The organism is Streptomyces albospinus (genome assembly GCF_014648695.1).
Taxonomy (GTDB): domain Bacteria; phylum Actinomycetota; class Actinomycetes; order Streptomycetales; family Streptomycetaceae; genus Streptomyces; species Streptomyces albospinus.
On sequence record NZ_BMRP01000003.1, the window covers coordinates 95,368 to 115,648 of the forward strand.

The following is a 20,281-nucleotide window of genomic DNA, read 5'->3' on the forward strand; positions in this document are numbered from 1 at the left end:
TTTCCCACCGAAGGAGAAAGAGATCATGTCGCAATTAAGCACGTCGCCTTTTGCCGAGCACGTCGGCAAACACCCCGGTGAACCGAACTCCATGGAACCCGCCCTGCTCCACGACCCGTTCACCGGCTACGGCGAGCTGCGGGAGAAGGGCCCGGTCATCCGTGGCCGGTTCCTGGACGACACCCCGGTGTGGTTCGTGACCCGCTTCGCGGAGGTCCGGCAGGTCCTGCGCGATCAGCGGTTCGCCAACGACCCGGCTTTTGCGCGGGGCAGTTCGCGCGAGGGCACACCCACCACACGGCTCCTGGACATGCTGGGAATGCCCGAGGACCTGCGCGTCTATCTGGCCCGCTCGATCCTCAACATGGACGCACCCGATCACACCCGGCTCCGGCGACTTGTCTCGCGAGCCTTCACGGCACGGAAGATCACCGATCTGCGGCCCCGCGTCGAGGAGATCGCGGACGAGCTGCTGACCCGGCTCCCCGAGCACGCCGAGGACGGCGTCGTCGACCTCATCCAGCACTTCGCCTATCCGCTGCCGATCACGGTCATCTGCGAACTGGTCGGAATTCCCGAGGAGTACCGCCCGCAATGGCGGAAATGGGCAGGCGAACTCGTCTCGCGGGACCCGAAGCAGCTCGCCAAGGCGTTCCCCGCGATGATCGACCATATCCACGACCTGGTTCGGGCCCGGCGCGACGCACTCACCGACGACCTGCTCAGCGAACTGATCCGTACGCATGACGACGACGGCAGCCGGCTCAGCGACGTCGAAATGGTCACCCTGGTCCTGACCCTCGTCCTCGCCGGTCACGAAACCACCGCCCATCTCATCGGCAACGGCACGGCGGCGCTGCTCACCCATCCCGATCAGCTGCGCCTGCTCACCGCCGATCCGGCTCTTCTCCCGCGCGCCGTCCACGAGTTGATGCGCTGGTGCGGTCCGGTGCAGATGACCCAGTTGCGGTACGCGACCGAGGACATCGAGCTGGCCGGTACGCAGATACGGAAGGGCGACGCCGTCCAGCTCATCCTGGTGTCGGCGAACTACGACCCCCGTCACTACACCGAGCCCGCGCGGCTCGATCTGACCCGCCACCCCGCGGGCCAGGCGGAGAACCACGTCGGATTCGGCCACGGCATGCACTACTGCCTGGGCGCCACGCTGGCCCGCCAGGAGGGAGAGGTCGCCTTCGGGAAGCTGCTCGCGCACTATCCGGATGTCTCGCTCGCCGTGGAGCCGGAGGAACTGGAACGGGTGCCGAGTCCGGGCAACTGGCGGCTGGCGTCGCTGCCGTTGCGGCTGGGGTGAGAGCGCCGTCCCGTCCCACGCCCTGATCAGCCGCTGCCGGGGGCTTTGTCCCGTTGCATGTTCCAGCCGTCGATCGGGACCGTACCGAGCCGGTAGCCGTGCTCGTCCAGCAGATGGCCGCTCAGCTTCATCGGCCACAGGGCGACGGCGCGGTCGCTGATGACGATGCCCGGCACCCGTTCGGTGACCCGGGTCTCCAGCCGCTGGATGTCGTCGACCGACCGCACCCACGCGATGATCAGCAGGTTGTGCCGGCCGGTGATGCCCGCACAGAGCCGGATGTCGCTCATGCCCGCGATGCTGTGGGCCGCCTGTTCGACGGTGTCCGCCGGCACGCCGGCCCACAGCACGGCGGCGACCGGGCGCTTCGACAGGGGGCGGGCGATCTCGCAACGGGCATGCACCGCGCCCTCGTCGAGCAGCCGCCGGGTGCGCCTGCGCACGGTGTCGACGCTCGCCCCGCAGCGCTCGGCGAGCGCGGTGTACGGGGCCCGTCCGTCCGCGGACAGTTCCACGATGATGCGGCGGTCCAGATCGGTCAGGGTGAGGGGACCGGGGCGGTGGCCGCGGGGCGGCTGATCCGCGGCGAGCCGGGTGATCTGGGCCGGGCTGAGGGAGCGCAGGCGCCAGCGGCTGCCCTCGGCGTAGATGGCGCCGGCCAGGTGGATCTGGCGGGCCGTGACGCCGGGGAGGGCGCCCAGCACGGTCGTGGACCAGCGCGAGAGCGTGGCCAGGTCGGTGGCCATGACGGTGAGCAGCAGATCGCGGTCGCCGGTGACGTGCTCGACGGTCGAGACCATCGGCTGCCGCGTCAACCGGTCGGCCACTTCCAGCAGTCGGCCGTTGGCGCAGTCGACCTCGATGAACGCCAGGCAGCCGTGCCCGGATACGGCCAGGGCCAGTCCGGGGTAGCAGCTGATCCATGCCGCGCCCTGTTCGGTGAGTCGGTTCCAGCGGCGGGCGAGGGTGACCGCGTCCAGTCCGAGGACCTTGGCGATCCGGGCCCAGCTGGCCCGGGGGCTGATTTGGAGGGCGTGCACGAGGGACGAGTCCACGTCGTCCAGTCCGCCGAAATCCTGCACCGATGCATCCTCTCTGCGTTTTTCCGGCGATTTCTGGTCGCGGGTCGCGCGGCTGCTTCAGCGTAGGGGGCATGTGCAGGCGGACCGCGGACGGGTGCGCAGGCCGGACCCCAGCCGGGCCGGCGGGCCAGGATCGGAGAGACGGATGTCGGTAACGGGAACAACGCCAACGGAGTCATCGCTGCTGGCGGCGGCCGAAGAGCTCCAGGGGGAGCTGGTCGCGCTGCGGCGGGCCCTGCACCGGGAGCCCGAGCTGGGGCTGGAGCTGCCGCGTACGCAGCAGCGGGTACTGGCGGCGCTGGACGGCCTGCCGCTGGAGATCACCCTCGGCACGGGGCTCAGCTCCGTGACGGCGGTGCTGCGCGGCGGCAAACCGGGAGGGGCGGTGCTGCTGCGGGCGGACATGGACGCGCTGCCGGTGCAGGAGGCGTCCGGCGTCGCGTACGCCTCGCAGTTGGCCGGGCGGATGCATGCGTGTGGTCATGATCTGCACACGGCCGGCCTGGTGGGAGCCGCCAAGCTGCTCTGCGAGCGGCGGGCGCAGCTCCGGGGCGACGTGGTGTTCATGTTCCAGCCCGGCGAGGAGGGGCACGACGGCGCCGCCGGGATGATCGCGGAGGGCGTGCTGGAGGCGGCGGGGAAGCCGCTGGACGCCGCGTACGCGCTCCATGTCGCCGCCAACCAGGTGCCGCAGGGCATGGTGGCCAGCCGACCCGGGACCGTGATGACCGCTTCGGATGTGCTGACGGTGACGGTACGGGGGCGCGGCGGCCACGGGTCGGCTCCGCACTCCGCGCTCGACCCGGTGCCGGTGGCCTGCGAGATGGTCACGGCCATCCAGGGCTGGACCTCGCGCACCTTCGACATCTTCGACCCGGTGGTGGTCTCCGTCGGCAGCCTGCACGCCGGGGCGCAGCACAACATCATTCCGGAGACCGCCGTCTTCGAGGCGACCGTCCGCAGCTACTCGGCGGCCAGCCAGGAGCGGCTGGCCGAGGGGCTGCCCCGGCTCGTGCACGGGATCGCCGCCGCGCACGGGCTGGCTGCCGAGGTCGACTACCGGGTGATGTATCCGGTCACCGTCAACGAGCCCACGGAGACCGCGTTCGCGCTGGATGCGGCGCGGGCGCTGCTCGGTGACGCGCACGTCTGGGTCGCCCCGCGACCGCACAGCGGGTCGGAGGACTTCTCGCTCGTGCTGGCGCAGGTGCCCGGTGCGATGCTCCTGGTGGGCGCCATCCCTGAGGGGGCCGACCCCGCAACAGCGCCGATGAACCACTCCCCCGAGGCGGTGTTCGATGACGCCGTACTGGCTCGGCAGGCCGCACTGCTGGCGACGTTGGCGGCGGAACGACTCGACCACGCAGCACCGGCCGCGTCGTAGCGGTCACATGGGCGCCGGACGGAACGCGCACGGGCGGCGGGCGGCGGCGCAGGGGCCGGCCCGGCCGCCTGCCGGAACCCGGGCCCCGTCCGGCGGCCCCGGCCGGCCCGTTAATCGGCTGGCGCCGACCGGCTCCCGCGGTGAGGATCCCGGCATGCACCCCACGGATCCCTACCTCACGACGGCCCGCCTCGCCCTGCGCCCCTTCGCCGACACGGAGGCCGACCTGGACCTCGTCGTGGCGCTCGACAGCGATCCGGAGGTGATGCGGTACATCACCGGAGGCCGGCCGATGACGCGGGCCGAGATCCGCGCCGAGTCCTTCCAGCGGATGCTGCGCGGCGGCTTCTGGGCGACGCATCTGCGGGCGACCGGCGAGTTCCTCGGCTGGCACTGCCTCCAGCCGGACGCGGAGAGCCCGGCGCCCTCGGCCGACCTCGGCTACCGGCTGCGCAAGGCCGCCTGGGGCAGGGGATTCGCGACGGAGGGCGCGCTCGCCCTGATAGCGAAGGGGTTCGGCGAGCTGGGCTACGACCGGATCACCGCGAACACCATGTCCGTGAACACCGGCTCGCGCCACGTCATGGAGAAGTGCGGCCTCTCCTACACCCGCACCTACTACGAGGAGTGGCCCCACCCCGTCGCGGGCGACGAGCACGGGGACGTGGAGTACGTACTGACCCGCGAGGAGTGGTCGACCCGCCGGCAGGCCGGGTAACCCGGGCCGGGTAACCCGATGAGTCCCCTCGACGGCCCCGTCACGGCGCCGATCTCGGATACGTGCGCGAGACCCCGTCGCGACACCATGGAGGCACGCGACACCATGGAGGCATGAGGACGATGACGACCCTGAGGACCCCGAAGGCCCCGCCGCCCGCGCGGCCCGAACCCGTGCTCGTCTACGACGGCGACTGCGGCTTCTGCACCACCTCGGTGACCTTCGCCGAGCGGCACCTGCGCCCCCGCTGCCGGATCACCGCGTGGCAGTTCGCGGACCTGGACGCACTCGGGATCACCGAGCAGCAGTCGCAGCACGAAGTGCTCTGGGTCACTCCGACGGGAGCCGTGTACGGGGGCGCCCAGGCCGTCGCCAGGCTCCTGCTGCGCACCGGCGGTGCATGGGCCGTCCCCGGCGCCGTACTCACCCTGCCTCCGGTGCGCTGGCTCGCCCACGCCGCCTACCGGCTCATCGCCCGCAACCGCCATCGCATGCCCGGCGGCACGGCGGCCTGCGCTCTGCCCGCCAACAGCAGGCCCGGTCCGGCGAGTTGATCTCCTACGGCGAGGGACCCCGCCCGAGCACCCACCGCGGGCCGGGCCCCACCAAGGGCGCACGTGGCACCCGCGCCGTCTGCGCCGGAGCGACGACCGACTAACGGCCAACGGCCAACGGCCGACGGCTAACGGCTAACGGCGAGGCTTCCCACGCTTGCCGCCGCCCTTGGAGCCGCCGGCTCCCCGCCGCGTCCCCCCGGCCGACTTACCGGTCGGCTTGCCCGCCGCCCTACCGGTAGCCCGGCCGGCCGTGGGCTTGCGCCCCGCACCGCTCTTCTCCGGGCGCTTGCCCTTCTGCTCTGCCGGTGCGGCGGGGCGGCGGCCCCGGGTGCTGTTCACGGTCCGCCCGCGGACGATGCCGATGAAGTCCTCCACCAGATCGGTGGTCCCGTCCTCCCGCCACGACAGCGCGACCCGCGATTCCGGGGTACCGGTGACCGGCCGGTAGGTGAGGTCCCTCCGGTGGTGCAGACGGGCGAGCGACTGCGGGACGACCAGCAGTCCCACCCCTGCCGCCACCAGCTCGATGGCGTCCGCCGTCGTGGCGGGCCGCTCGATCGCCGGCTGTCCCGGCGGACGCTCCCAGTCGAGCGTGTCGTCGAGGGGGTGCAGCACGATGTCGTCGGCAAGATCCTCGGCGGTGACCTCGTCGGCCGCGGCCACGAGGTGGTCCTTGGGGACCACGACCACCGTCGTCTCGGTGTAGAGGGGGATCGCGCTGAGGTCCGTGCGGTCGGTCGGCAACCGCAGCAGACCCGCGTCGGCACCCCCGTCCCGCAGCACATCGGATGCTTCGGCGGCGGACACCTGGACGAGGTGCAGCGGGACGTCGGGCAGGCGCTCGTTCCAGATCCGCACCCACTTGGCGGGCGTCACTCCCGGGACATACGCGAGCCGGAACGAAGGGGATGCTTCCGAGCCTGTCACCCCGCCAGGTTACCGGTCGTGGTCAGAGGTCGCGCACACGCTCGATACCCTGGACAGCATGAAGTCGCACCAGACCGCCCAGACGATGAAGCCCGCCACCGCGGCGAAGAAGCTGGGTGTGTACCTCGAAGCCACCCCCGCCGAGTTCCGGGACGGTGTCGTCTCGCGTACCGAGCTCAACGCGCTCCAGGCGGATCCGCCCGAGTGGCTGCGGGAGCTGCGACGCAACGGCCCGCATCCCCGGCCGGTGGTCGCGGCGAAACTCGGCGTCTCCATCTCCGGTCTCGCCCGCGGCGGGATCACCGAGGCCCTCACCACGGAGCAGATCGACGCCCTGAAGGCGGAGAACCCCGAGTGGCTCCAGAAGGAGCGCGCCACCCAGGCCGAGGTCCGCAAGGAAGCCGCGCGCATCAAGGAGAAGAACAAGGAGAACGACGCGTAACGAACCGACGCGCCCCGCCGAGCCCGGCCGAGCTCCACCGACCGCCCGGCCGGCCTCCCCTCCCTCCCCCGCAACCGCTGACAACGCCGCCGACGCCGCCACCACCGCCAAACGATCCTTCGAGGCTCCCTTCCCTCTCCTCCCCTTCCTCTCCGAATTGGTCCACACCTATTGACCATAGGTATGGACCAACTTACGGTGTGGCGCATCACCACTCGCCCCGGGACGAGGACGGCCGCCCGTCGAACTCCCGCACTCCAAAACCCTCGTGACACCTCGTCACGAAGCGAAGGGAGCACGGCGTGATCGGTCGTCGGATATCTCGTCTGCTGAAGGCCGGCCTGGCGACGGCCTGCGTCCTGCCGCTGCTGGGCGCCGCGAGCCCGAGCGCTCCCGACCCCCGGAGCGACACCTGCGCCACGCAGCCGCGCCCCTCCGGCAAGGTCCTTCAAGGGTATTGGGAGAACTGGGACGGCGCGGCGAACGGCGTCCACCCGCCCTTCGGCTGGACGCCGGTCACCGACACCCGTATCCGCGATCACGGATACAACGTCCTCAACACGGCGTTCCCCGTCATCCGCTCGGACGGCACGGTCCTGTGGGAGGACGGGATGGACGCCACGGTCAAGGTGCCGACCCCGGCCGAGATGTGCCAGGCCAAGAGCGACGGCCTCACACTCCTGATGTCCATCGGCGGCGCATCGGCCGGCATCGACCTCAACTCCCCTGCCGTGGCGGACCGGTTCGTCGAAACCATCGTGCCGATCCTGAAGAAGTACAACTTCGACGGCATCGACATCGACATCGAAACCGGCCTCACCGGCAGCGGGAACATCGACCAGCTCTCCGCCTCCCAGACCAACCTCCTACGCATCATCGACGGCGTCCTCGCCCAGATGCCCCCGGGCTTCGGCCTGACGATGGCCCCGGAGACGGCCTATGTCACCGGCGGCGGCGTCACCTACGGGTCGATCTGGGGCGCCTACCTGCCCATCATCAAGAAGTACGCGGACAACGGCCGCCTCTGGTGGCTGAACATGCAGTACTACAACGGCAGCATGTACGGCTGCTCGGGAGACTCGTACTCCGCCGGCACGGTCGAGGGCTTCACCGCGCAGACCACCTGCCTCGACAAGGGCCTGACCGTCCAGGGCACCACGATCAGGGTCCCCTACGACCACCAGGTCCCGGGACTTCCCGCCCAACCGGGGGCCGGCGGCGGCTACCTGCCCCCGGACCTGGTGGCGCAGGCATGGAACACCTACAACAACGGCTTGAAGGGCCTGATGACCTGGTCCCTGAACTGGGACGGCGCCAAGAACTGGACCTTCGGCGACAACGTCAGGGGGTTGCAGGGGCGTTGAGGGCGCCGAGGACGCTGGCGGCGCTGAGGACGCGCCAGCGGACCCAACACACCTGGCGGCGCGGGCAACTGACGGCAAAGCTCGCGAACTGCGGCCATCGGGCCCGCTCCGATTCCGTCCCCGACCGCCGAGCCACCCCGCGCCCGGCCCCGGCCTTGGCTGCGGCGGCCAACACCGATCCGGCAGCCGGAATCCCGGGAAAGCCGACCGACGCGGCACCTGACCTGAGGAAGCTCCATCGGACCCGACGGTGGGGATTATCGATATCGGTGTCCGCGAAACTCCGCTGGGACAACCGCCAGGATATCGACGAGCATCCCGTAAACCGACGCGGTCTTCGTTCGGAATGAGGTGCGGACAGGCCTCCTACCTCTCGATGCCGGCGTTGTGCTCGTCAGGGCATTGGTCTCGGTTGCTCTGGGGTGGTTCCGCAGGAGCAGAGTGCCTCGCGGTGCCGACGGCGCTGTGCGTGGTGCCTCAGGGCGACGTCCATACGGGTCGCGTGACGTCGTGTGCGGCCTGCATAGCGGTGGTGGTTCGGGGACAGCTCGTCATCCAGGCACGCAATGGCGGGGCGACCCAACGCTTCACCTGGTAGCGCCATCTCCGCGCGAGGGCCCCGCCGTTGTCCTGGCACGGCCGGGGGCCTTCGCTGCGTGACGGCCACCTCAGGCAGAGCCCCCTGCCGTGCGAGCCACCTGGTCAGCGACCCGAATCCGGAACCTCACGCGGGACGGACGCAGCCTGGCCTCCGAACCGGGATACCCAGCCGGCGGTGGCGGCCAGGGTACGCAGGACGGTCGCGCCGGCGAACACGACCGAGGAGACCGGCCGTCCCACCCATCGGGTCAGGTCGCCTTGCAGGTCGGGATCGAGCTCGACGGTCACCCGGATGTATCTGCTCTTCAGCGTGGTGACTTTGGTGGACCGGGGTGCCGAGACGTCCTGCTCGCGCCGCAATGCGGCGCGGTAGCTCTCCTTGCGCTGGCTCATGCCTCATCCTGACGCTTAATCAGTTCCTCCGCGAAGTCCATGTACGCCGAGCCCTTGGCCTGGACCGGGTTCCCGAAAGACTGGGCGTAGAGGTCGAGCCGCGCGACCTGGGTGTCCAGCACCTCGAAACCCCGCTCGGTGAGTGCCTCGCGAGCGTCCGCATCGGGCCCGGTGCGCGTGGCATCGGGACGGTTGGTGCGATTGAGCAGGACCGCCGTGCGGGCCGGCTCGGCACGCAGCGACTGCACGTCCGCCATCTCGCCACGGATGGGTGCCATCCGGTCCAGTTCGATGGGGGCGGGGGTCACGGGCACGATCCACTCGCCGGCGTACCTCATGATGCTGCGGGCGATGCGGGGATGGTCCTCCAGCTGGGGCGCATCGAGCACGACGGCCTGCCGGTTGCCGAGGAAGTCGTTCACGCGACGGTGGACGTCCCCCACTGGCAGGGCGATCACCGGAAAAGGAAAGCCACTGGCCAGCTCGCTCCAGCGCAACGCGGAAGCGGCCGGGTCACCGTCGACCAGCAACGGCGACATACCCGACTCATGAAACGCGTGGGCCAGCCACACAGCACTCGTCGTCTTTCCGACGCCGGGCTTGAGGTTCACAAACGCACAGCTCAAAGGCACAAAACTGACAATAACGGGAGCGATCGTCCAGTTTCGGTCGGCACGAGGGCGTGGCTTCGTGGTTCACCCGCAAGCAGTGAGAAACGATCGGCTCACCCAGGAGACGGCGACCCGCAGGCCTGAAGGACAACGCCCCCCTCGGACGCGCACTCGTCCCTCGATCAGATACCGGAACTCGGCATGGCCGTACACGTGCGGGCGCTGGACCGGTCTCAGCCGATGATGCCGGGCAGCAGTCGCGCCAGCGTGACTCTCGGGTGACGCACTGACTGTCTGAATCCGGTCTTCGTCACCAGAACCAGCCTCGACTTCGCCCATCACCCTGGCGGTCAAACCTGTTTAGCCCAGGAAGCTCAACCGCACCCGACGGTTGGCATTATCGATGTTGGTGTCGACGAGGCAGACCGATTGCCAGGTGCCAAGGGCCATTGCTCCGCCGATCACAGGCAGCGTGGCATGTGGAGGCACGAGCGCAGGAAGGACGTGGTCACGACCGTGACCGGTACTCCCGTGCTTGTGTCGCCAACGGTCATCTGCTGGAAGGAGATCATGGAGGGCGGACAACAGGTCTTCGTCACTGCCCGCTCCAGTCTCCAGGAGCGCCACGCCCATAGTGGCGTGAGGCGTGAAGACATTCAGCAGACCGTCCCGCCCCTGGGAGACGTCACGCAAGAACGACTCGCACTCTCGGGTCAGGTCGTGGACCGTCTCGTGTGAGCCGGTCCTGACGTCGATCTCCCGTGTCGCGAAGGTTTCAGCCATGGGTTGATCTTCCCAGAGTGGGCCAACAAAACCTGATATGCACAGCGGCCCCGCAGATGCGCCAACACCTCGGGGCCTGACACCAGGAGCCGAGTCCTCCCAGTGCGAATTCATCGCACCTGCCATGCAGACGACTTCACCGTGATGGCTAACAGCACCACCCGCGATCGCCGCCTGTCCTTCACGGCGCGCGGCATCCTCGCTCATCTGCTCTCCTGGCCCGACGGTGCCCGCGAAGACGTGCGCACCCTGCCGACCGCAACCCGTGCTTTGGTCGTCGCGGGGTTTCCCAAGCCGTCCGGGAACTGCCCCGCGCTTACCGTCACGCTCCCAGTCGAACGCTGCCCGCAGATGAAGGAAGGTCTGGAACAGCTCTGACGTGTGCCGGACCGGAACCAGCTTCCCACCCTCCGGCCGGACGTGGAGGACAGCCGCTGCCTCGATGGCCAGCACCGGAATCGATGCCACACGAGGCAACGTCGTCACATTCGACGACGAGGTCAGGAAGCACGCGACCTACGCAAACCTCCCGTACGGGGAACTTGTCCACTAGCAGGCAACCGCACCTGATTTCTGGTGCCGTCGCGCCTCTCTCCAGGCTCAGCGAGGGGCGCGAACGCCTGGTCAGAACATGGTCAACGAGGCACATCTTCACCTGTGCGAGTCACGTCCCGAACAAGGCGCGGTACCTGCTGACCTGCCGGACGCGCTCTCACGCCCGCTGCCGTCACCCCTGGAGTCCTCCGGCACAGGGGCCGGGTTGTACTTCGCCGCCATCTTTCGCGACGCGCCCTCGCCCAGGAGCAGCAGCACCAGGAACGTGATCGCGTCCACGGCCTGGTCATTGACGGCCACGTCCGCCACCGCGGGAATGTAGTGGCCCACCAGGACCAGGAGCGCACCCAGGGCCGTGCGGACCCGGACGGGGTTGTCCCGGATGGTCTGGCGGATCAGGTGGAACATTCAGACTCCCACCTTGTCGAACAATTCGCGGACTCTGTCGCGGCGTTCGGACAGCGTGCGCTCGGATGCGCCGGGGGCCGTTACGCCCCGCCCGCCTTGACCAGGGCCGCGATCAGCGTGCCCAGGGAGGTGATCGCGGCAAGCGGCAGGGCGTAGCGCCATCGCTCCAGGCCCCGCAGCCGGCTTTCGTGGTCGGCCAGGGTCTGGGTGACCGCTTCGCGGGTCTGGGTCAGGCTCCGCACGTCGCCCCGCAGCGCCACCAGTTCGTCAAGGGAGTCAAGCTTGGTGTGCCCGACGTTCTCCCAGCTTCGGCCCGGCTGGGTCGGGGCGGCAAGGTCGGTCGGCTTGTCGGTGTCGGGGGCAGCGATGAAGGTGTAGCCGCCGGCCGGGACGATGGCGGCGTCGTCGATCAGAGCCCAACTGTTCTCCAGGGGTAGGTCAGATGGGCCGCGCGGTCACGCGGTACGCGGCCTGGAACCGGAACAGGTCCGGCCCGGCCTGCGGTTCACCGGTCCGATGCCCAGCGGATTGGCCGTTCCGTCCGGCACGCGGCGAACCGCCACCAGCGGAAGCCGGTCGGCCGGTGGTCGGGCCACACCACGCGCGCCGTGGCGCCGCTCAGGCCCTGGCGTGGGGATCGAGCATTTCGTGCAGTCCGGGCACCCGCACCTGGAGGAGGCGTACTGGTTGGAGGAAGGGGTACGGCCGGAGCTCGCCGCGCGCGGGCTGCTGGATACCGGGCCGTCCTCGCCGGCAGGAGTGCCGTCCGCGAACGGGCGGCCGGCGTCCGCGCCGGGCGGTGCGCCGCTGTTGGTTGCCGGCGGGCGGTGACCGGAACTGGTGGGCGCTGACCGGAACTGGGGGGGGCGCCGACGCGCCGGTGGTGCCCCGGGAGGCCGTCCGCGCCGGTCGCGGCCTCCCGGGAAGACATCCGCACCTCCGCCGGTTAGTAGAAACATGAACTACACCGGGGTGCGCGATATCGAGGTCATGGTGATCGGCGCCGGGCAGGCGGGACTGGCCGCCGCCTTTCATCTGCGCCGGGTCGGCTACCGGCCGGACCGGGACTTCGTCGTGCTCGACCACTCCCCGCGCCCCGGCGGCGCCTGGCAGTTCCGCTGGCCGACGCTGACGTACGACAAGGTCCACGGCATGCACGCGCTGCCGGGGATGGAGCTGACCGGCACCGATCCCCGGCGGCCGTCGTCCGAGGTGATCGGCGGGTACTTCGCCTCGTACGAGCGGGCCTTCGAACTGCGGGTGCACCGGCCGGTGAGCGTGACGGCGGTGCGCGAGGGCGTCGGCGGTCGGCTGCTGGTGGAGACCTCGCACGGCGACTACGCGCCGCGGGCGGTGGTCAATGCGACCGGCACCTGGGACCGGCCGTTCTGGCCCCGGTTTCCCGGCCAGGAGGCCTTCCGCGGACGGCAGTTGCACAGTGCGCAGTACGAGGGACCCGAGGCGTTCCGGGGTGCGCGGGTGGTGGTCGTCGGGGGCGGGACCTCGGCCGTACAGCAGCTGATGGAGATCGCGCCGGTCGCGGCGGGGACGACCTGGGTGACCCGGCGACCGCCCGTCTTCCGTGCCGGGCCGTTCGGTGAGACGGAGGGACGGGCGGCGGTCGCACTCGTCGAGGAACGGGTCCGCCAGGGGCTGCCGCCACGGAGCGTGGTGAGTGTGACCGGGCTGCCGATGACCGAGGCGGTCCGGCGGGCCCGGGAGAGCGGCGTGCTGACGCGGCTGCCGCTCTTCTCCCGGGTCACCCCGACCGGGGTGGCGTGGGCGGACGGACGGACCGTCGACGCAGAGGTGATCCTCTACGCGACGGGGTTCCGGGCGGCCATCGATCACCTCGCTCCGCTGAAGCTGCGCGAGCCGGGCGGCGGCATCCGCATGGAGGGGACCCGGGCCCTCCGCGACCCGCGGATCCACCTGGTCGGTTACGGGCCCTCGGCGAGCACCGTCGGCGCCAACCGGGCCGGCCGGGCGGCGGTACGGGACATCAGGCGACTGCTCGCCGGCGAGCCGTCGGCACCCGCGGCCGGTGATCCGGGGCTGCCGGACTCCGGGCTGGTGAGCGCCTCGGTCGTATCCGGCGGCCCGGCCTGAGGCGGCGAGCGGCGGCGCCGGCGCCGGGATCCGGGGCGCGGCGATTCCCGGACGGCCCGGACGGGCCGGACCGCCCCGGGTCCCGATCGGCGCGGGCTGGGGCCGGTCGTCGTGTTCCGGTCTGCCCCGCGACGCCTGGCACGCACTCTCGCCGCACCAGGCGAGAGCCCGAGTACGTCTAGGCCGCCGCGGTGCCGGTGGTGCCCCGGACGGTGACGCGGCTGAGTTCCCAGGCGCGGAGCCGGGCGTAGCCGGGGCGGATGACCTCGTTCAGGAGGGCGGCCCGCTCGTCGAAGGGCAGGAAGGCGGACTTCACCGCGTTGACGGTGAACTCCTCCAGTTCCGCGGCGCCGTAGCCGAAGGTGTCCCGCAGGTGCTGGAACTCCTGCGTCATCGTCGTGCCGCTGACCAGGCGGTTGTCGGTGTTGAGGCAGATGCGGAAGCCGAGCCGGCGGAGCAGGTCGATGGGGTGCTCCGGGTAGCTGGTGGCGGCGCCGGTCTGGAGGTTGGAGGTCGGGCAGACTTCCAGGGCGATCCGCATGTCGCGCACGTAGGAGGCCAGGCGCCCCAGCGCGACCTGGCCGTCGGTGCCGATCGCGATGTCGTCGGTGATGCGGACGCCGTGGCCGATGCGGTGGGCGCCGCAGCGCAGCACCGCCTCGTGGATGGACTCCATGCCGACCGCCTCGCCGGCGTGCACCGTCACCCGGGCGCCCTGGCTGCGCAGGTAGTCGAAGGCTTCGGCGTGCCGGCTCGCGGGGTTGCCGATCTCGCCACCCGCGATGTCGAAGCCGGCCACGCCCCGGTCGCGGTGGGCCACGGCGAGCTCGGCTATCTCCAGGGCGCGGTCGGCGTGCCGCATGGCGCACAGCAGGGTGCCGACGCGGATGCGGTGGCCGGCCGCCGCGGCCCGCCGTTCGCCCTCGCGGAACCCCGCGTTGACCGCGTCGACGACGTCGTCGAGGGTCAGGCCGCCCTCCAGGTGCTGCTCGGGGGCGTAGCGCACCTCGGCGTAGACGATGCCGTCGGCGGCCAGGTCCTCGGCGCACTCGGCGGCGATACGGAACAGCGCCTCGCCGGTCTGCATCACCGCGCAGGTGTGCGCGAAGGTCTCCAGATAGCGCTCCAGAGAGCCGGAGTCCGCGGCGTCACGGAACCAGGCGGCCAGTGCGGCAGGGTCGGTGGTCGGCAGGTTGCGGTAGCCGATGGCCTCGGCCAGCTCGATGATCGTCTCCGGGCGGAGGCCGCCGTCGAGGTGGTCGTGGAGCAGCACCTTGGGGGCGCGGCGGATCCGCTCGCCGTCGAGGGGGTGGGTGGACTGCCGGGGAAGCTTGTCAGACAACGTCATGGGGCGCGAGTATGACACGTCCCCGCCGTTCCGTCACCGAAGGGGTCGTTCGCACCCATCCGCCCTGTTCACCGCGCCTGCCACACCGGCAGGGCGGGCGCACCCGGGGGCAGCATGTGCTTGGCGGCCAGGAGAGGGGTGCGGTCCAGCCGTACGACCTGGGTGACGAGGACGCCGGGGGTGTCGGCCGGGCGCCCCAGCTGCCGGCCGCGCTGCCGGCCGAGCGTGGTGGCCACGATGGTGCTGCTGCCGGTCAGCGGCAGCCGGCGCCCGGCGGCCAGCAGCAGCCGCAGCATGGACGACGTGCGCCCCTCGGGCCCGTCGAACGCCGGGACGGCGTCCGGCAGCAGCTCCGCCACCGTCTCGTCCGCGGCCCATTCCTGGGTCAGGCAGGCGGGCAGCCCGGCGACCTCGATCAGGCTCTCCCAGAAGCGCACCTCGCCGTTCGACGGCAGCACCAGATGCTGCGTGGAGAAGTCCGTCGGTTCCTCGCCGGTACGGGCCAGCGGCACGGTCACGACCTGTCGCCCCTCCCCCAGCAGCTCTTCCACGGGCTTGAGGAACTCGAAGCCGCGCGGCGGGAGATGGTGGCTGACCGTGCGCCCCACCCCGCGCCGTACGTTGATCACGCCGTCCTCCTGGAGCAGGATCAGCGCCTCGCGCAGGGCGGGGCGGCTCACGCCCAGTTCGGCGGCGAGCCGGGGCTCGGTCGGGAGGGTGGAGCCCGGGGGGTAGGTGCCCGCGCGGACCGCCTCGACCATCCGCTCGTAGAGGGCGACGACCGGACGCCGTCCGTGAGCTTGTCTGCCGGCCAAATCCGTCTCCCCGGGTCCGTGGTCAGACCGGACCGCGGGCCGTCCGGGTGCCGTCTGCCGCCTTGCCGCCCGGGTCTCGTCCCGTGCGCAGGGCAGTTTCCCACCGACAGCGCGGGGCGGGCCAGCGCGATCGGGCACCTTCTTCGACAGCCCTGGTCGAAATCTTGTCTGACAGCACCTGACAGCGCACTTCTCGGTGGCGCCGAACGGCACCCCCTGCCGCCGCCCGCCATCGCATCCCGCCCGGCACCCGCGGCACCGCCCCTTGCCGGCATCGTCCGCTCCGTGGGGTGGCGCGTCCGACGGACGCGCAGCAGCAACGCGCAGCAGCAACAAGGCGCCGCTCCTCCCTGCCCCGGGAGGGCGGCGCCGTCCGTGTTCGCGGGCTACCGCTCCAGTTCGCGGTGGGCGGTCTCCGGCAGCGTCAGGTAGACGCCGAAGGAGATCAGGCAGAGCACGGCGACGTACCACGGGAAGAGGCCCGGGTGGCCGGCCTGCTCGAACCAGGTGCCGACGTACGGGGCGGTGCCGCCGAAGAGGGCGACGGTGAAGGAGTACGGGAAGCCGATGCCGGCGGCGCGCACCCGGGCGGGGAAGACCTCTGCGTTCACGGCGGCGGCGACCGCGGTGTAGCCGGTGAGCAGGACCATGCCCGCGCACTGCACCAGCAGGAGGGAGAGGAAGGCGTCGGTGACCAGGTGCAGCAGCGGAACGGCCAGCACGGTGAAGCCCAGGGCGAAGGCGAGCAGCAGCGGCTTGCGGCCGACGCGGTCCGAGAGCATGCCGCCGAGGGGCTGGAGCAGGGCGAAGAAGACCAGCGAGAGGGTACCGACGGTGAGCGAATCGCCCTTGTCGAAGCCCGCGTTGACCTGGGCGTAGGTGGGGAGGTAGGTGGTCCAGGTGTAGTAGGCGATGGTGCCGCCGGCGGTGATGCCGCAGATCAGGAGCGACTGGCGGGGGTAGCGGCGCAGGCCCTCGAAGAGGCCGGGGCGGTCGGCCCGCTGTGCGGCGGCCGGGGTGTTCGCCCGAGCAGAGTCGAGAGCCTGGGGAAGGGTCTCCCGGGCGCCGCGCCGGATCCAGAGTCCGATCAGGCTCAGCAGGGCGCCGATGAGGAAGGCGATCCGCCAGCCCCACTGCCCCATCTGGCGCTCGGTGAGCAGGGTGGCGAGCAGTGCGCCGGTCCCGGAGGCGAGCAGCTGGCCGATGGTCGTGGAGACGTACTGGAAGCTGGAGAACAGCCCGCGCCGGCCAGGTCCCGCGGATTCGACGAGGAAGGTGGTGGAGGCGGCGAACTCCCCGCCCACCGACAGCCCTTGGACGAGTCGGGCGACGACGAGCACGACCGGGGCGAGCACACCGGTGGCCGTGTAGGTGGGAGTGAGTGCGACCAGCAGGCTGCCGCCGCCCATCAGCAGGATCGTCAGGGTCAGCGCGGCCCGTCGGCCGCGCCGGTCGGCGACCGCGCCCATCAGCAGTCCGCCGACCGGGCGCATGAAGAAGCCGACGGCGAAGACCGCGAAGGTCGACAGCAGCGGCACCAGGGAGTTGCCGGCTCCCTTGGGGAAGACCTGGTCGGCGAAGTAGACCGCCAGGAAGGAGTAGGCGTACCAGTCGTACCACTCGACGGCGTTGCCGATGGAGGCGGCGGCCAGCTGCCGCAGCTGTGACGGCGGGCGGTCGCCGCGGGGCGCCCGGTCCTCGGCTATGGGCTCTGCACTCGACATGGTCCTCCGCTCCCGGTCCTTCTCCTGGGCCTGCTGCTGGGGCAGGATGATCCGACAGGTGATCATGTACCGGTGAGGCGGGCGACCGCCAGGGGATTCGGCGGACGCAAGGCGGCCGAAACACCGCCGCAAGAAGACGGCACGATGACGGCAAGGAGATCGCAACGTGCGGGTAGCACTGTTCGTCACCTGCATCAACGACACGCTCTATCCGCGCACCGGCCGGGCGGTGGTGACGCTGCTGGAGCGGCTGGGCGTCGAGGTGGACTTCCCCGACGCGCAGAGCTGCTGCGGGCAGCCGCAGTTCAACACCGGCTACCGGCACGCCACCGAGCCGCTGGTGCGGCGCTTCGACCGGGCGTTCCGGGACCACGAGTACGTGGTCACCCCGTCCGGTTCCTGCGCCGCGATGGTGCGCGACAACTATCCGCGGATCGCGGCGAAGGCGGCTGCCGAGGGGCGCGGCCGGGAGCTGACCGACGCGGCGGCGCGTGCCGTGCCCAAGACCTACGAGCTCACCGAGTTCCTGGTCGATGTGCTGAAGGTGACGGATGTGGGCGCCTACTACCCGCACACCGTCACCTATCACCCGACCTGTCACGGTCTGCGGATGCTGGGGCTGGGCGACCGGCCGCGGCGGCTCCTGGAGCACGTGAGGGGGCTGGAGTTGCGGGAGCTGCCGGGTGCCGAGGAGTGCTGCGGGTTCGGCGGCACGTTCGCGGTGAAGAATCCGGCGGTGTCGGCCGCGATGGGGGCCGACAAGGTCCGGGCGGTGGCCGGGACCGGCGCCTCGGCGGTCTGCACGGTCGACAACTCCTGTCTGATGCACATCGGGGGCACGCTGGCGCGGCAGGGCTCGACGGTCCGTCCGGTGCACATCGCGGAGATCCTGGCCGGTACGGAGGAGGGTGCGCAGGGCGGTGCCGTCTCCGGTACGGCCGCCGGCGCGGAAGGGGGCCCGCGATGAGCGGCAGCCATCTCGGGATGCCGGCGTTCCCCCGGGCCGCCGCCGTCTCCACCCGCGACAGCCTGCTGCGGGCCAATCTCGCCCATGCCACCCACACCATCCGCGACAAGCGGGCCAGGGCCGTCGCCGAGCTGGACGACTGGGCTCAGCTACGGGCCGCGGGCGCCGCGGTGAAGGACCGGACGCTCCGTCATCTCGATTCGTACCTGGAGCAATTGGAGGAGTCGGTTATTGCCGCGGGGGGCCGGGTGCACTGGGCGGCGGACGCCGAGGAGGCCAACCGGATCGTCACCCGGCTGGTGCGGGAGACCGGTGAGCGCGAGGTCGTCAAGGTCAAGTCGATGGCCACGCAGGAGATCGGGCTGAACGAGGCGCTGGCCGAGGCCGGCATCCGGGCGTACGAGACGGATCTGGCCGAGCTGATCGTGCAGCTCGGGGACGATCTGCCGTCGCACATCCTGGTCCCGGCGATCCACCGCAACCGCTCCGAGATCCGGGACATCTTCCGCCGGGAGATGGGGAGTTGGGGTCGCCCCGCGCCGGATGGGCTGTCCGACTCCCCCGCCGAGCTCGCCGAGGCGGCCCGGCTGCATCTGCGGGAGAAGTTCCTGACCGCGAAGGTGGGGATCTCCGGCGCCAACTTCATGGTCGCCGAGTCCGGCACCCTGGTGGTCGTCGAGTCCGAGGGCAACGGCCGGATGTGCCTGACGCTGCCGGAGACCCTGATCTCCGTCGTCGGCATCGAGAAGACCGTGCCGACCTGGCAGGACCTGGAGATCTTCCTCCAACTGCTGCCCCGCTCCTCGACGGCCGAGCGGATGAACCCGTACACGACCACCTGGACGGGGACCACGGACGGCGACGGGCCCCGGACCTTCCATCTCGTGCTGCTCGACAACGGGCGGACCGACACCCTCGCCGACACCGTGGGGCGACAGGCGCTGCGCTGCATCCGCTGCTCGGCGTGCCTGAACGTCTGCCCGGTGTACGAGCGGGCCGGTGGGCATGCGTACGGTTCGCCGTATCCGGGCCCGATCGGGGCCATCCTCACGCCTCAACTACGGGGAATCGAAGGCTCGTTGGAGGCATCGCTGCCGTACGCGTCGTCGCTGTGCGGGGCGTGTTACGAGGTGTGCCCGGTCGCCATCGACATCCCCGAGGTCCTGGTGCATCTGCGGGAGCGGGTGGTGGAGGGCGGCCCGGTCACCCGGCGCGGCACCCGCACCGTGCTCAAACCGGCCAAGGGGCATGCCGCGGAGCGGGCCGCGATGCGGGCCGCGACCTGGGCGTTCGACCACCCCGGCGCGTTGCGCGGCGGGATGCGGCTGGCGTCCCGTACCCGGCGGCTGCATCCGCGGCGGCTGCCGGGGCCGGGGCGGGCCTGGTCCGACAGCCGTGAGCTGCCGGCGGTGCCGGCCGAGTCGTTCCGCGACTGGTGGCGGCGCACCCGTGGTGAGCAGCGTCCTGACGGGTCGTCGACAGAGCAGCGAGGAGGCGTCAAGTGAGCGGCAGGGACGTGGTGTTGGCGCGGATCCGGCGGGCGCTGGCCGATGTGCCGCGCGGCGAGGGGCCCAGCGATCCGCCGGTGCCCCGCGACTATCTGCGGGTGCACGGCTCGCGTACGGCCGGGCAGAACGTCGATCTGCTCGCCGAGAATCTGGCGGAGTACCGGGCGATCGTGCACCGCTGCGGCCCCGGCGGGCTGCCGGTGCTGATCGCCCGGCTGCTGGCGGAGCGCGGCGCGCGGTCGGTGGTGGTGCCGGCGGGGCTGGAGCCGGGATGGCTGGCCGGGGCCGAGGTGACGCGGGTTCCCGACGTGCCGTCGGCCACCGCGCGGGAACTCGACGCCGTGGACAGTGTGGTGACGGGGTGCGCGCTGGCGATCGCGGAGACCGGCACGATCGTGCTGGACGCCGGGCCCGACCAGGGGCGGCGCCGGATCACCCTCGTACCCGACCATCACATCTGTGTCGTGCGGGTCCCCGGCCAGGTTGTCAGCTCGGTCCCCGAGGCGCTGCCGCGGCTGTCCCCGGACCGCCCGCTGACGTGGATCTCCGGGCCGTCCGCGACCAGCGACATCGAACTGGACCGGGTGGAGGGAGTGCACGGTCCGCGGACGCTGGAGGTGATCCTGCTGGCGGCGGGCTGACGGCCCGGCGCGCAGGGTGTCCCTCACGTT

General features: G+C 71.2%; 21 protein-coding genes and 3 pseudogenes. 12 read left to right on the plus strand and 12 right to left on the minus strand.

The window, feature by feature from the left end:
* The first annotated feature begins 25 nt into the window (after positions 1-25).
* Entirely contained in the window at positions 26-1,315 is a 1,290-nt protein-coding gene (locus tag IEZ17_RS05995) for a cytochrome P450 family protein (protein WP_189297181.1), read from the plus strand.
* Between the two features lie 26 nt (positions 1,316-1,341).
* Here IEZ17_RS05995 and IEZ17_RS06000 read toward each other — a convergent pair whose 3' ends face one another.
* Positions 1,342-2,397 carry an Lrp/AsnC family transcriptional regulator gene (locus tag IEZ17_RS06000; RefSeq protein ID WP_229851937.1) on the minus strand — a complete coding sequence of 352 codons (1,056 nt, stop codon included), beginning with the start codon at positions 2,395-2,397 and terminating at the stop codon, positions 1,342-1,344.
* 145 nt (positions 2,398-2,542) lie between these two features.
* On the opposite strand from IEZ17_RS06000, the gene IEZ17_RS06005 reads away from it, so the two are divergent.
* From IEZ17_RS06005 to IEZ17_RS06015, 3 genes are all read left to right on the plus strand, one after another.
* On the plus strand, positions 2,543-3,781 hold the full coding sequence (locus tag IEZ17_RS06005) for a M20 metallopeptidase family protein (RefSeq protein WP_189297183.1): 1,239 nt from the start codon (positions 2,543-2,545) through the stop codon (positions 3,779-3,781).
* Positions 3,782-3,935: 154 nt separating this feature from the next.
* Positions 3,936-4,499, plus strand: coding sequence for a GNAT family N-acetyltransferase (locus IEZ17_RS06010; protein WP_189297185.1), 564 nt, complete (start codon positions 3,936-3,938; stop codon positions 4,497-4,499).
* 113 nt (positions 4,500-4,612) lie between these two features.
* A complete protein-coding gene (locus IEZ17_RS06015; protein WP_229851939.1) occupies positions 4,613-5,053 on the plus strand; it encodes a thiol-disulfide oxidoreductase DCC family protein in 441 nt (146 codons plus the stop codon).
* 135 nt (positions 5,054-5,188) lie between these two features.
* Here IEZ17_RS06015 and IEZ17_RS06020 read toward each other — a convergent pair whose 3' ends face one another.
* Positions 5,189-5,983, minus strand: a complete 795-nt coding sequence (locus IEZ17_RS06020; protein WP_189297187.1) for a LysR family substrate-binding domain-containing protein — start codon at positions 5,981-5,983, stop codon at positions 5,189-5,191.
* Positions 5,984-6,041: 58 nt separating this feature from the next.
* Between IEZ17_RS06020 and IEZ17_RS06025 the strand changes: the two genes are divergently transcribed.
* Complete coding sequence (locus IEZ17_RS06025) at positions 6,042-6,425, plus strand: DUF5997 family protein (RefSeq protein WP_189297189.1); 384 nt, start codon at positions 6,042-6,044, stop codon at positions 6,423-6,425.
* 305 nt (positions 6,426-6,730) lie between these two features.
* Positions 6,731-7,789 (plus strand): chitinase, encoded by a 1,059-nt coding sequence (locus IEZ17_RS06030; RefSeq protein WP_189297641.1) that lies wholly within the window; start codon positions 6,731-6,733, stop codon positions 7,787-7,789.
* Between the two features lie 702 nt (positions 7,790-8,491).
* Here the strand turns inward: IEZ17_RS06030 and IEZ17_RS06035 are convergent.
* The 3 genes from IEZ17_RS06035 to IEZ17_RS06045 form a co-directional block, all read right to left on the minus strand.
* Positions 8,492-8,782: a hypothetical protein gene (locus tag IEZ17_RS06035; RefSeq protein WP_189297191.1), complete on the minus strand. Its 291-nt coding sequence runs from the start codon at positions 8,780-8,782 to the stop codon at positions 8,492-8,494.
* The gene (locus IEZ17_RS06040) at positions 8,779-9,393 is read right to left on the minus strand and encodes a nucleotide-binding protein (RefSeq protein WP_189297193.1); all 615 of its coding nucleotides are present in this window, start codon (positions 9,391-9,393) and stop codon (positions 8,779-8,781) included. Before IEZ17_RS06040 ends, IEZ17_RS06035 begins: the two co-directional genes overlap by 4 nt.
* A gap of 360 nt (positions 9,394-9,753) precedes the next feature.
* Positions 9,754-10,176 (minus strand): secondary thiamine-phosphate synthase enzyme YjbQ, encoded by a 423-nt coding sequence (locus tag IEZ17_RS06045; RefSeq protein WP_189297195.1) that lies wholly within the window; start codon positions 10,174-10,176, stop codon positions 9,754-9,756.
* A 102-nt stretch (positions 10,177-10,278) separates the two neighbouring features.
* On the opposite strand from IEZ17_RS06045, the gene IEZ17_RS06050 reads away from it, so the two are divergent.
* Positions 10,279-10,554, plus strand: a complete 276-nt coding sequence (locus IEZ17_RS06050) for a hypothetical protein (RefSeq protein WP_189297197.1) — start codon at positions 10,279-10,281, stop codon at positions 10,552-10,554.
* A 273-nt stretch (positions 10,555-10,827) separates the two neighbouring features.
* On the opposite strand, the gene IEZ17_RS06055 is transcribed toward IEZ17_RS06050, so the two are convergent.
* From IEZ17_RS06055 to IEZ17_RS45215, 4 genes and pseudogenes are all read right to left on the minus strand, one after another.
* Positions 10,828-11,139 carry a hypothetical protein gene (locus IEZ17_RS06055; protein WP_189297199.1) on the minus strand — a complete coding sequence of 104 codons (312 nt, stop codon included), beginning with the start codon at positions 11,137-11,139 and terminating at the stop codon, positions 10,828-10,830.
* Positions 11,140-11,219: 80 nt separating this feature from the next.
* Positions 11,220-11,381, minus strand: a complete 162-nt coding sequence (locus IEZ17_RS06060; RefSeq protein ID WP_229851941.1) for a hypothetical protein — start codon at positions 11,379-11,381, stop codon at positions 11,220-11,222.
* An 18-nt stretch (positions 11,382-11,399) separates the two neighbouring features.
* A pseudogene (locus tag IEZ17_RS45210) lies at positions 11,400-11,570 on the minus strand (phage tail tube protein); the annotation flags it as partial.
* Positions 11,571-11,577: 7 nt separating this feature from the next.
* Positions 11,578-11,761 (minus strand): annotated as a pseudogene (locus tag IEZ17_RS45215) (hypothetical protein).
* Between the two features lie 8 nt (positions 11,762-11,769).
* Between IEZ17_RS45215 and IEZ17_RS06065 the strand changes: the two are divergent.
* Positions 11,770-11,970 (plus strand): annotated as a pseudogene (locus tag IEZ17_RS06065) (alkanesulfonate monooxygenase); the annotation flags it as partial.
* Positions 11,971-12,096: 126 nt separating this feature from the next.
* On the plus strand, positions 12,097-13,248 hold the full coding sequence (locus IEZ17_RS06070) for an NAD(P)-binding domain-containing protein (RefSeq protein WP_189297201.1): 1,152 nt from the start codon (positions 12,097-12,099) through the stop codon (positions 13,246-13,248).
* A 178-nt stretch (positions 13,249-13,426) separates the two neighbouring features.
* Here IEZ17_RS06070 and IEZ17_RS06075 read toward each other — a convergent pair whose 3' ends face one another.
* The 3 genes from IEZ17_RS06075 to IEZ17_RS06085 all read right to left on the minus strand — a co-directional run bounded on the left by IEZ17_RS06075 (position 13,427) and on the right by IEZ17_RS06085 (position 17,135).
* The gene (locus tag IEZ17_RS06075; RefSeq protein WP_189297203.1) at positions 13,427-14,596 is read right to left on the minus strand and encodes an adenosine deaminase; all 1,170 of its coding nucleotides are present in this window, start codon (positions 14,594-14,596) and stop codon (positions 13,427-13,429) included.
* A gap of 68 nt (positions 14,597-14,664) precedes the next feature.
* The gene (locus IEZ17_RS06080; RefSeq protein ID WP_268249808.1) at positions 14,665-15,411 is read right to left on the minus strand and encodes a GntR family transcriptional regulator; all 747 of its coding nucleotides are present in this window, start codon (positions 15,409-15,411) and stop codon (positions 14,665-14,667) included.
* A gap of 386 nt (positions 15,412-15,797) precedes the next feature.
* Positions 15,798-17,135, minus strand: coding sequence for an MFS transporter (locus tag IEZ17_RS06085; protein WP_229851993.1), 1,338 nt, complete (start codon positions 17,133-17,135; stop codon positions 15,798-15,800).
* 166 nt (positions 17,136-17,301) lie between these two features.
* On the opposite strand from IEZ17_RS06085, the gene IEZ17_RS06090 reads away from it, so the two are divergent.
* Genes IEZ17_RS06090 through IEZ17_RS06100 form a run of 3 tightly spaced genes read left to right on the plus strand, consistent with a single transcriptional unit; the run spans position 17,302 to position 20,251 of the window.
* Positions 17,302-18,102, plus strand: coding sequence for a (Fe-S)-binding protein (locus tag IEZ17_RS06090; RefSeq protein WP_189297207.1), 801 nt, complete (start codon positions 17,302-17,304; stop codon positions 18,100-18,102).
* Positions 18,099-19,607 (plus strand): lactate utilization protein B, encoded by a 1,509-nt coding sequence (locus IEZ17_RS06095; RefSeq protein ID WP_189297208.1) that lies wholly within the window; start codon positions 18,099-18,101, stop codon positions 19,605-19,607. The genes IEZ17_RS06090 and IEZ17_RS06095 overlap by 4 nt, the downstream gene beginning before the upstream one ends.
* Positions 19,604-20,251, plus strand: a complete 648-nt coding sequence (locus IEZ17_RS06100) for a LutC/YkgG family protein (protein ID WP_189297210.1) — start codon at positions 19,604-19,606, stop codon at positions 20,249-20,251. Before IEZ17_RS06095 ends, IEZ17_RS06100 begins: the two co-directional genes overlap by 4 nt.
* Positions 20,252-20,281 lie beyond the last annotated feature (30 nt).

Excerpts from the sequence above, each read along its gene's own strand:
- IEZ17_RS05995 (WP_189297181.1), top strand. The coding sequence starts at position 26 with ATGTCGCAATTAAGCACGTCGCCTTTTGCCGAGCACGTCGGCAAACAC.
- IEZ17_RS06025 (WP_189297189.1), top strand. The coding sequence starts at position 6,042 with ATGAAGTCGCACCAGACCGCCCAGACGATGAAGCCCGCCACCGCGGCG.
- IEZ17_RS06005 (WP_189297183.1), top strand. The coding sequence starts at position 2,543 with ATGTCGGTAACGGGAACAACGCCAACGGAGTCATCGCTGCTGGCGGCG.
- IEZ17_RS06055 (WP_189297199.1), bottom strand. The coding sequence starts at position 11,139 with ATGTTCCACCTGATCCGCCAGACCATCCGGGACAACCCCGTCCGGGTC.
- IEZ17_RS06075 (WP_189297203.1), bottom strand. The coding sequence starts at position 14,596 with ATGACGTTGTCTGACAAGCTTCCCCGGCAGTCCACCCACCCCCTCGAC.
- IEZ17_RS06095 (WP_189297208.1), top strand. The coding sequence starts at position 18,099 with ATGAGCGGCAGCCATCTCGGGATGCCGGCGTTCCCCCGGGCCGCCGCC.
- IEZ17_RS06015 (WP_229851939.1), top strand. The coding sequence starts at position 4,613 with ATGAGGACGATGACGACCCTGAGGACCCCGAAGGCCCCGCCGCCCGCG.
- IEZ17_RS06010 (WP_189297185.1), top strand. The coding sequence starts at position 3,936 with ATGCACCCCACGGATCCCTACCTCACGACGGCCCGCCTCGCCCTGCGC.
- IEZ17_RS06035 (WP_189297191.1), bottom strand. The coding sequence starts at position 8,782 with ATGAGCCAGCGCAAGGAGAGCTACCGCGCCGCATTGCGGCGCGAGCAG.
- IEZ17_RS06085 (WP_229851993.1), bottom strand. The coding sequence starts at position 17,135 with ATGTCGAGTGCAGAGCCCATAGCCGAGGACCGGGCGCCCCGCGGCGAC.
- IEZ17_RS06045 (WP_189297195.1), bottom strand. The coding sequence starts at position 10,176 with ATGGCTGAAACCTTCGCGACACGGGAGATCGACGTCAGGACCGGCTCA.
- IEZ17_RS06070 (WP_189297201.1), top strand. The coding sequence starts at position 12,097 with ATGAACTACACCGGGGTGCGCGATATCGAGGTCATGGTGATCGGCGCC.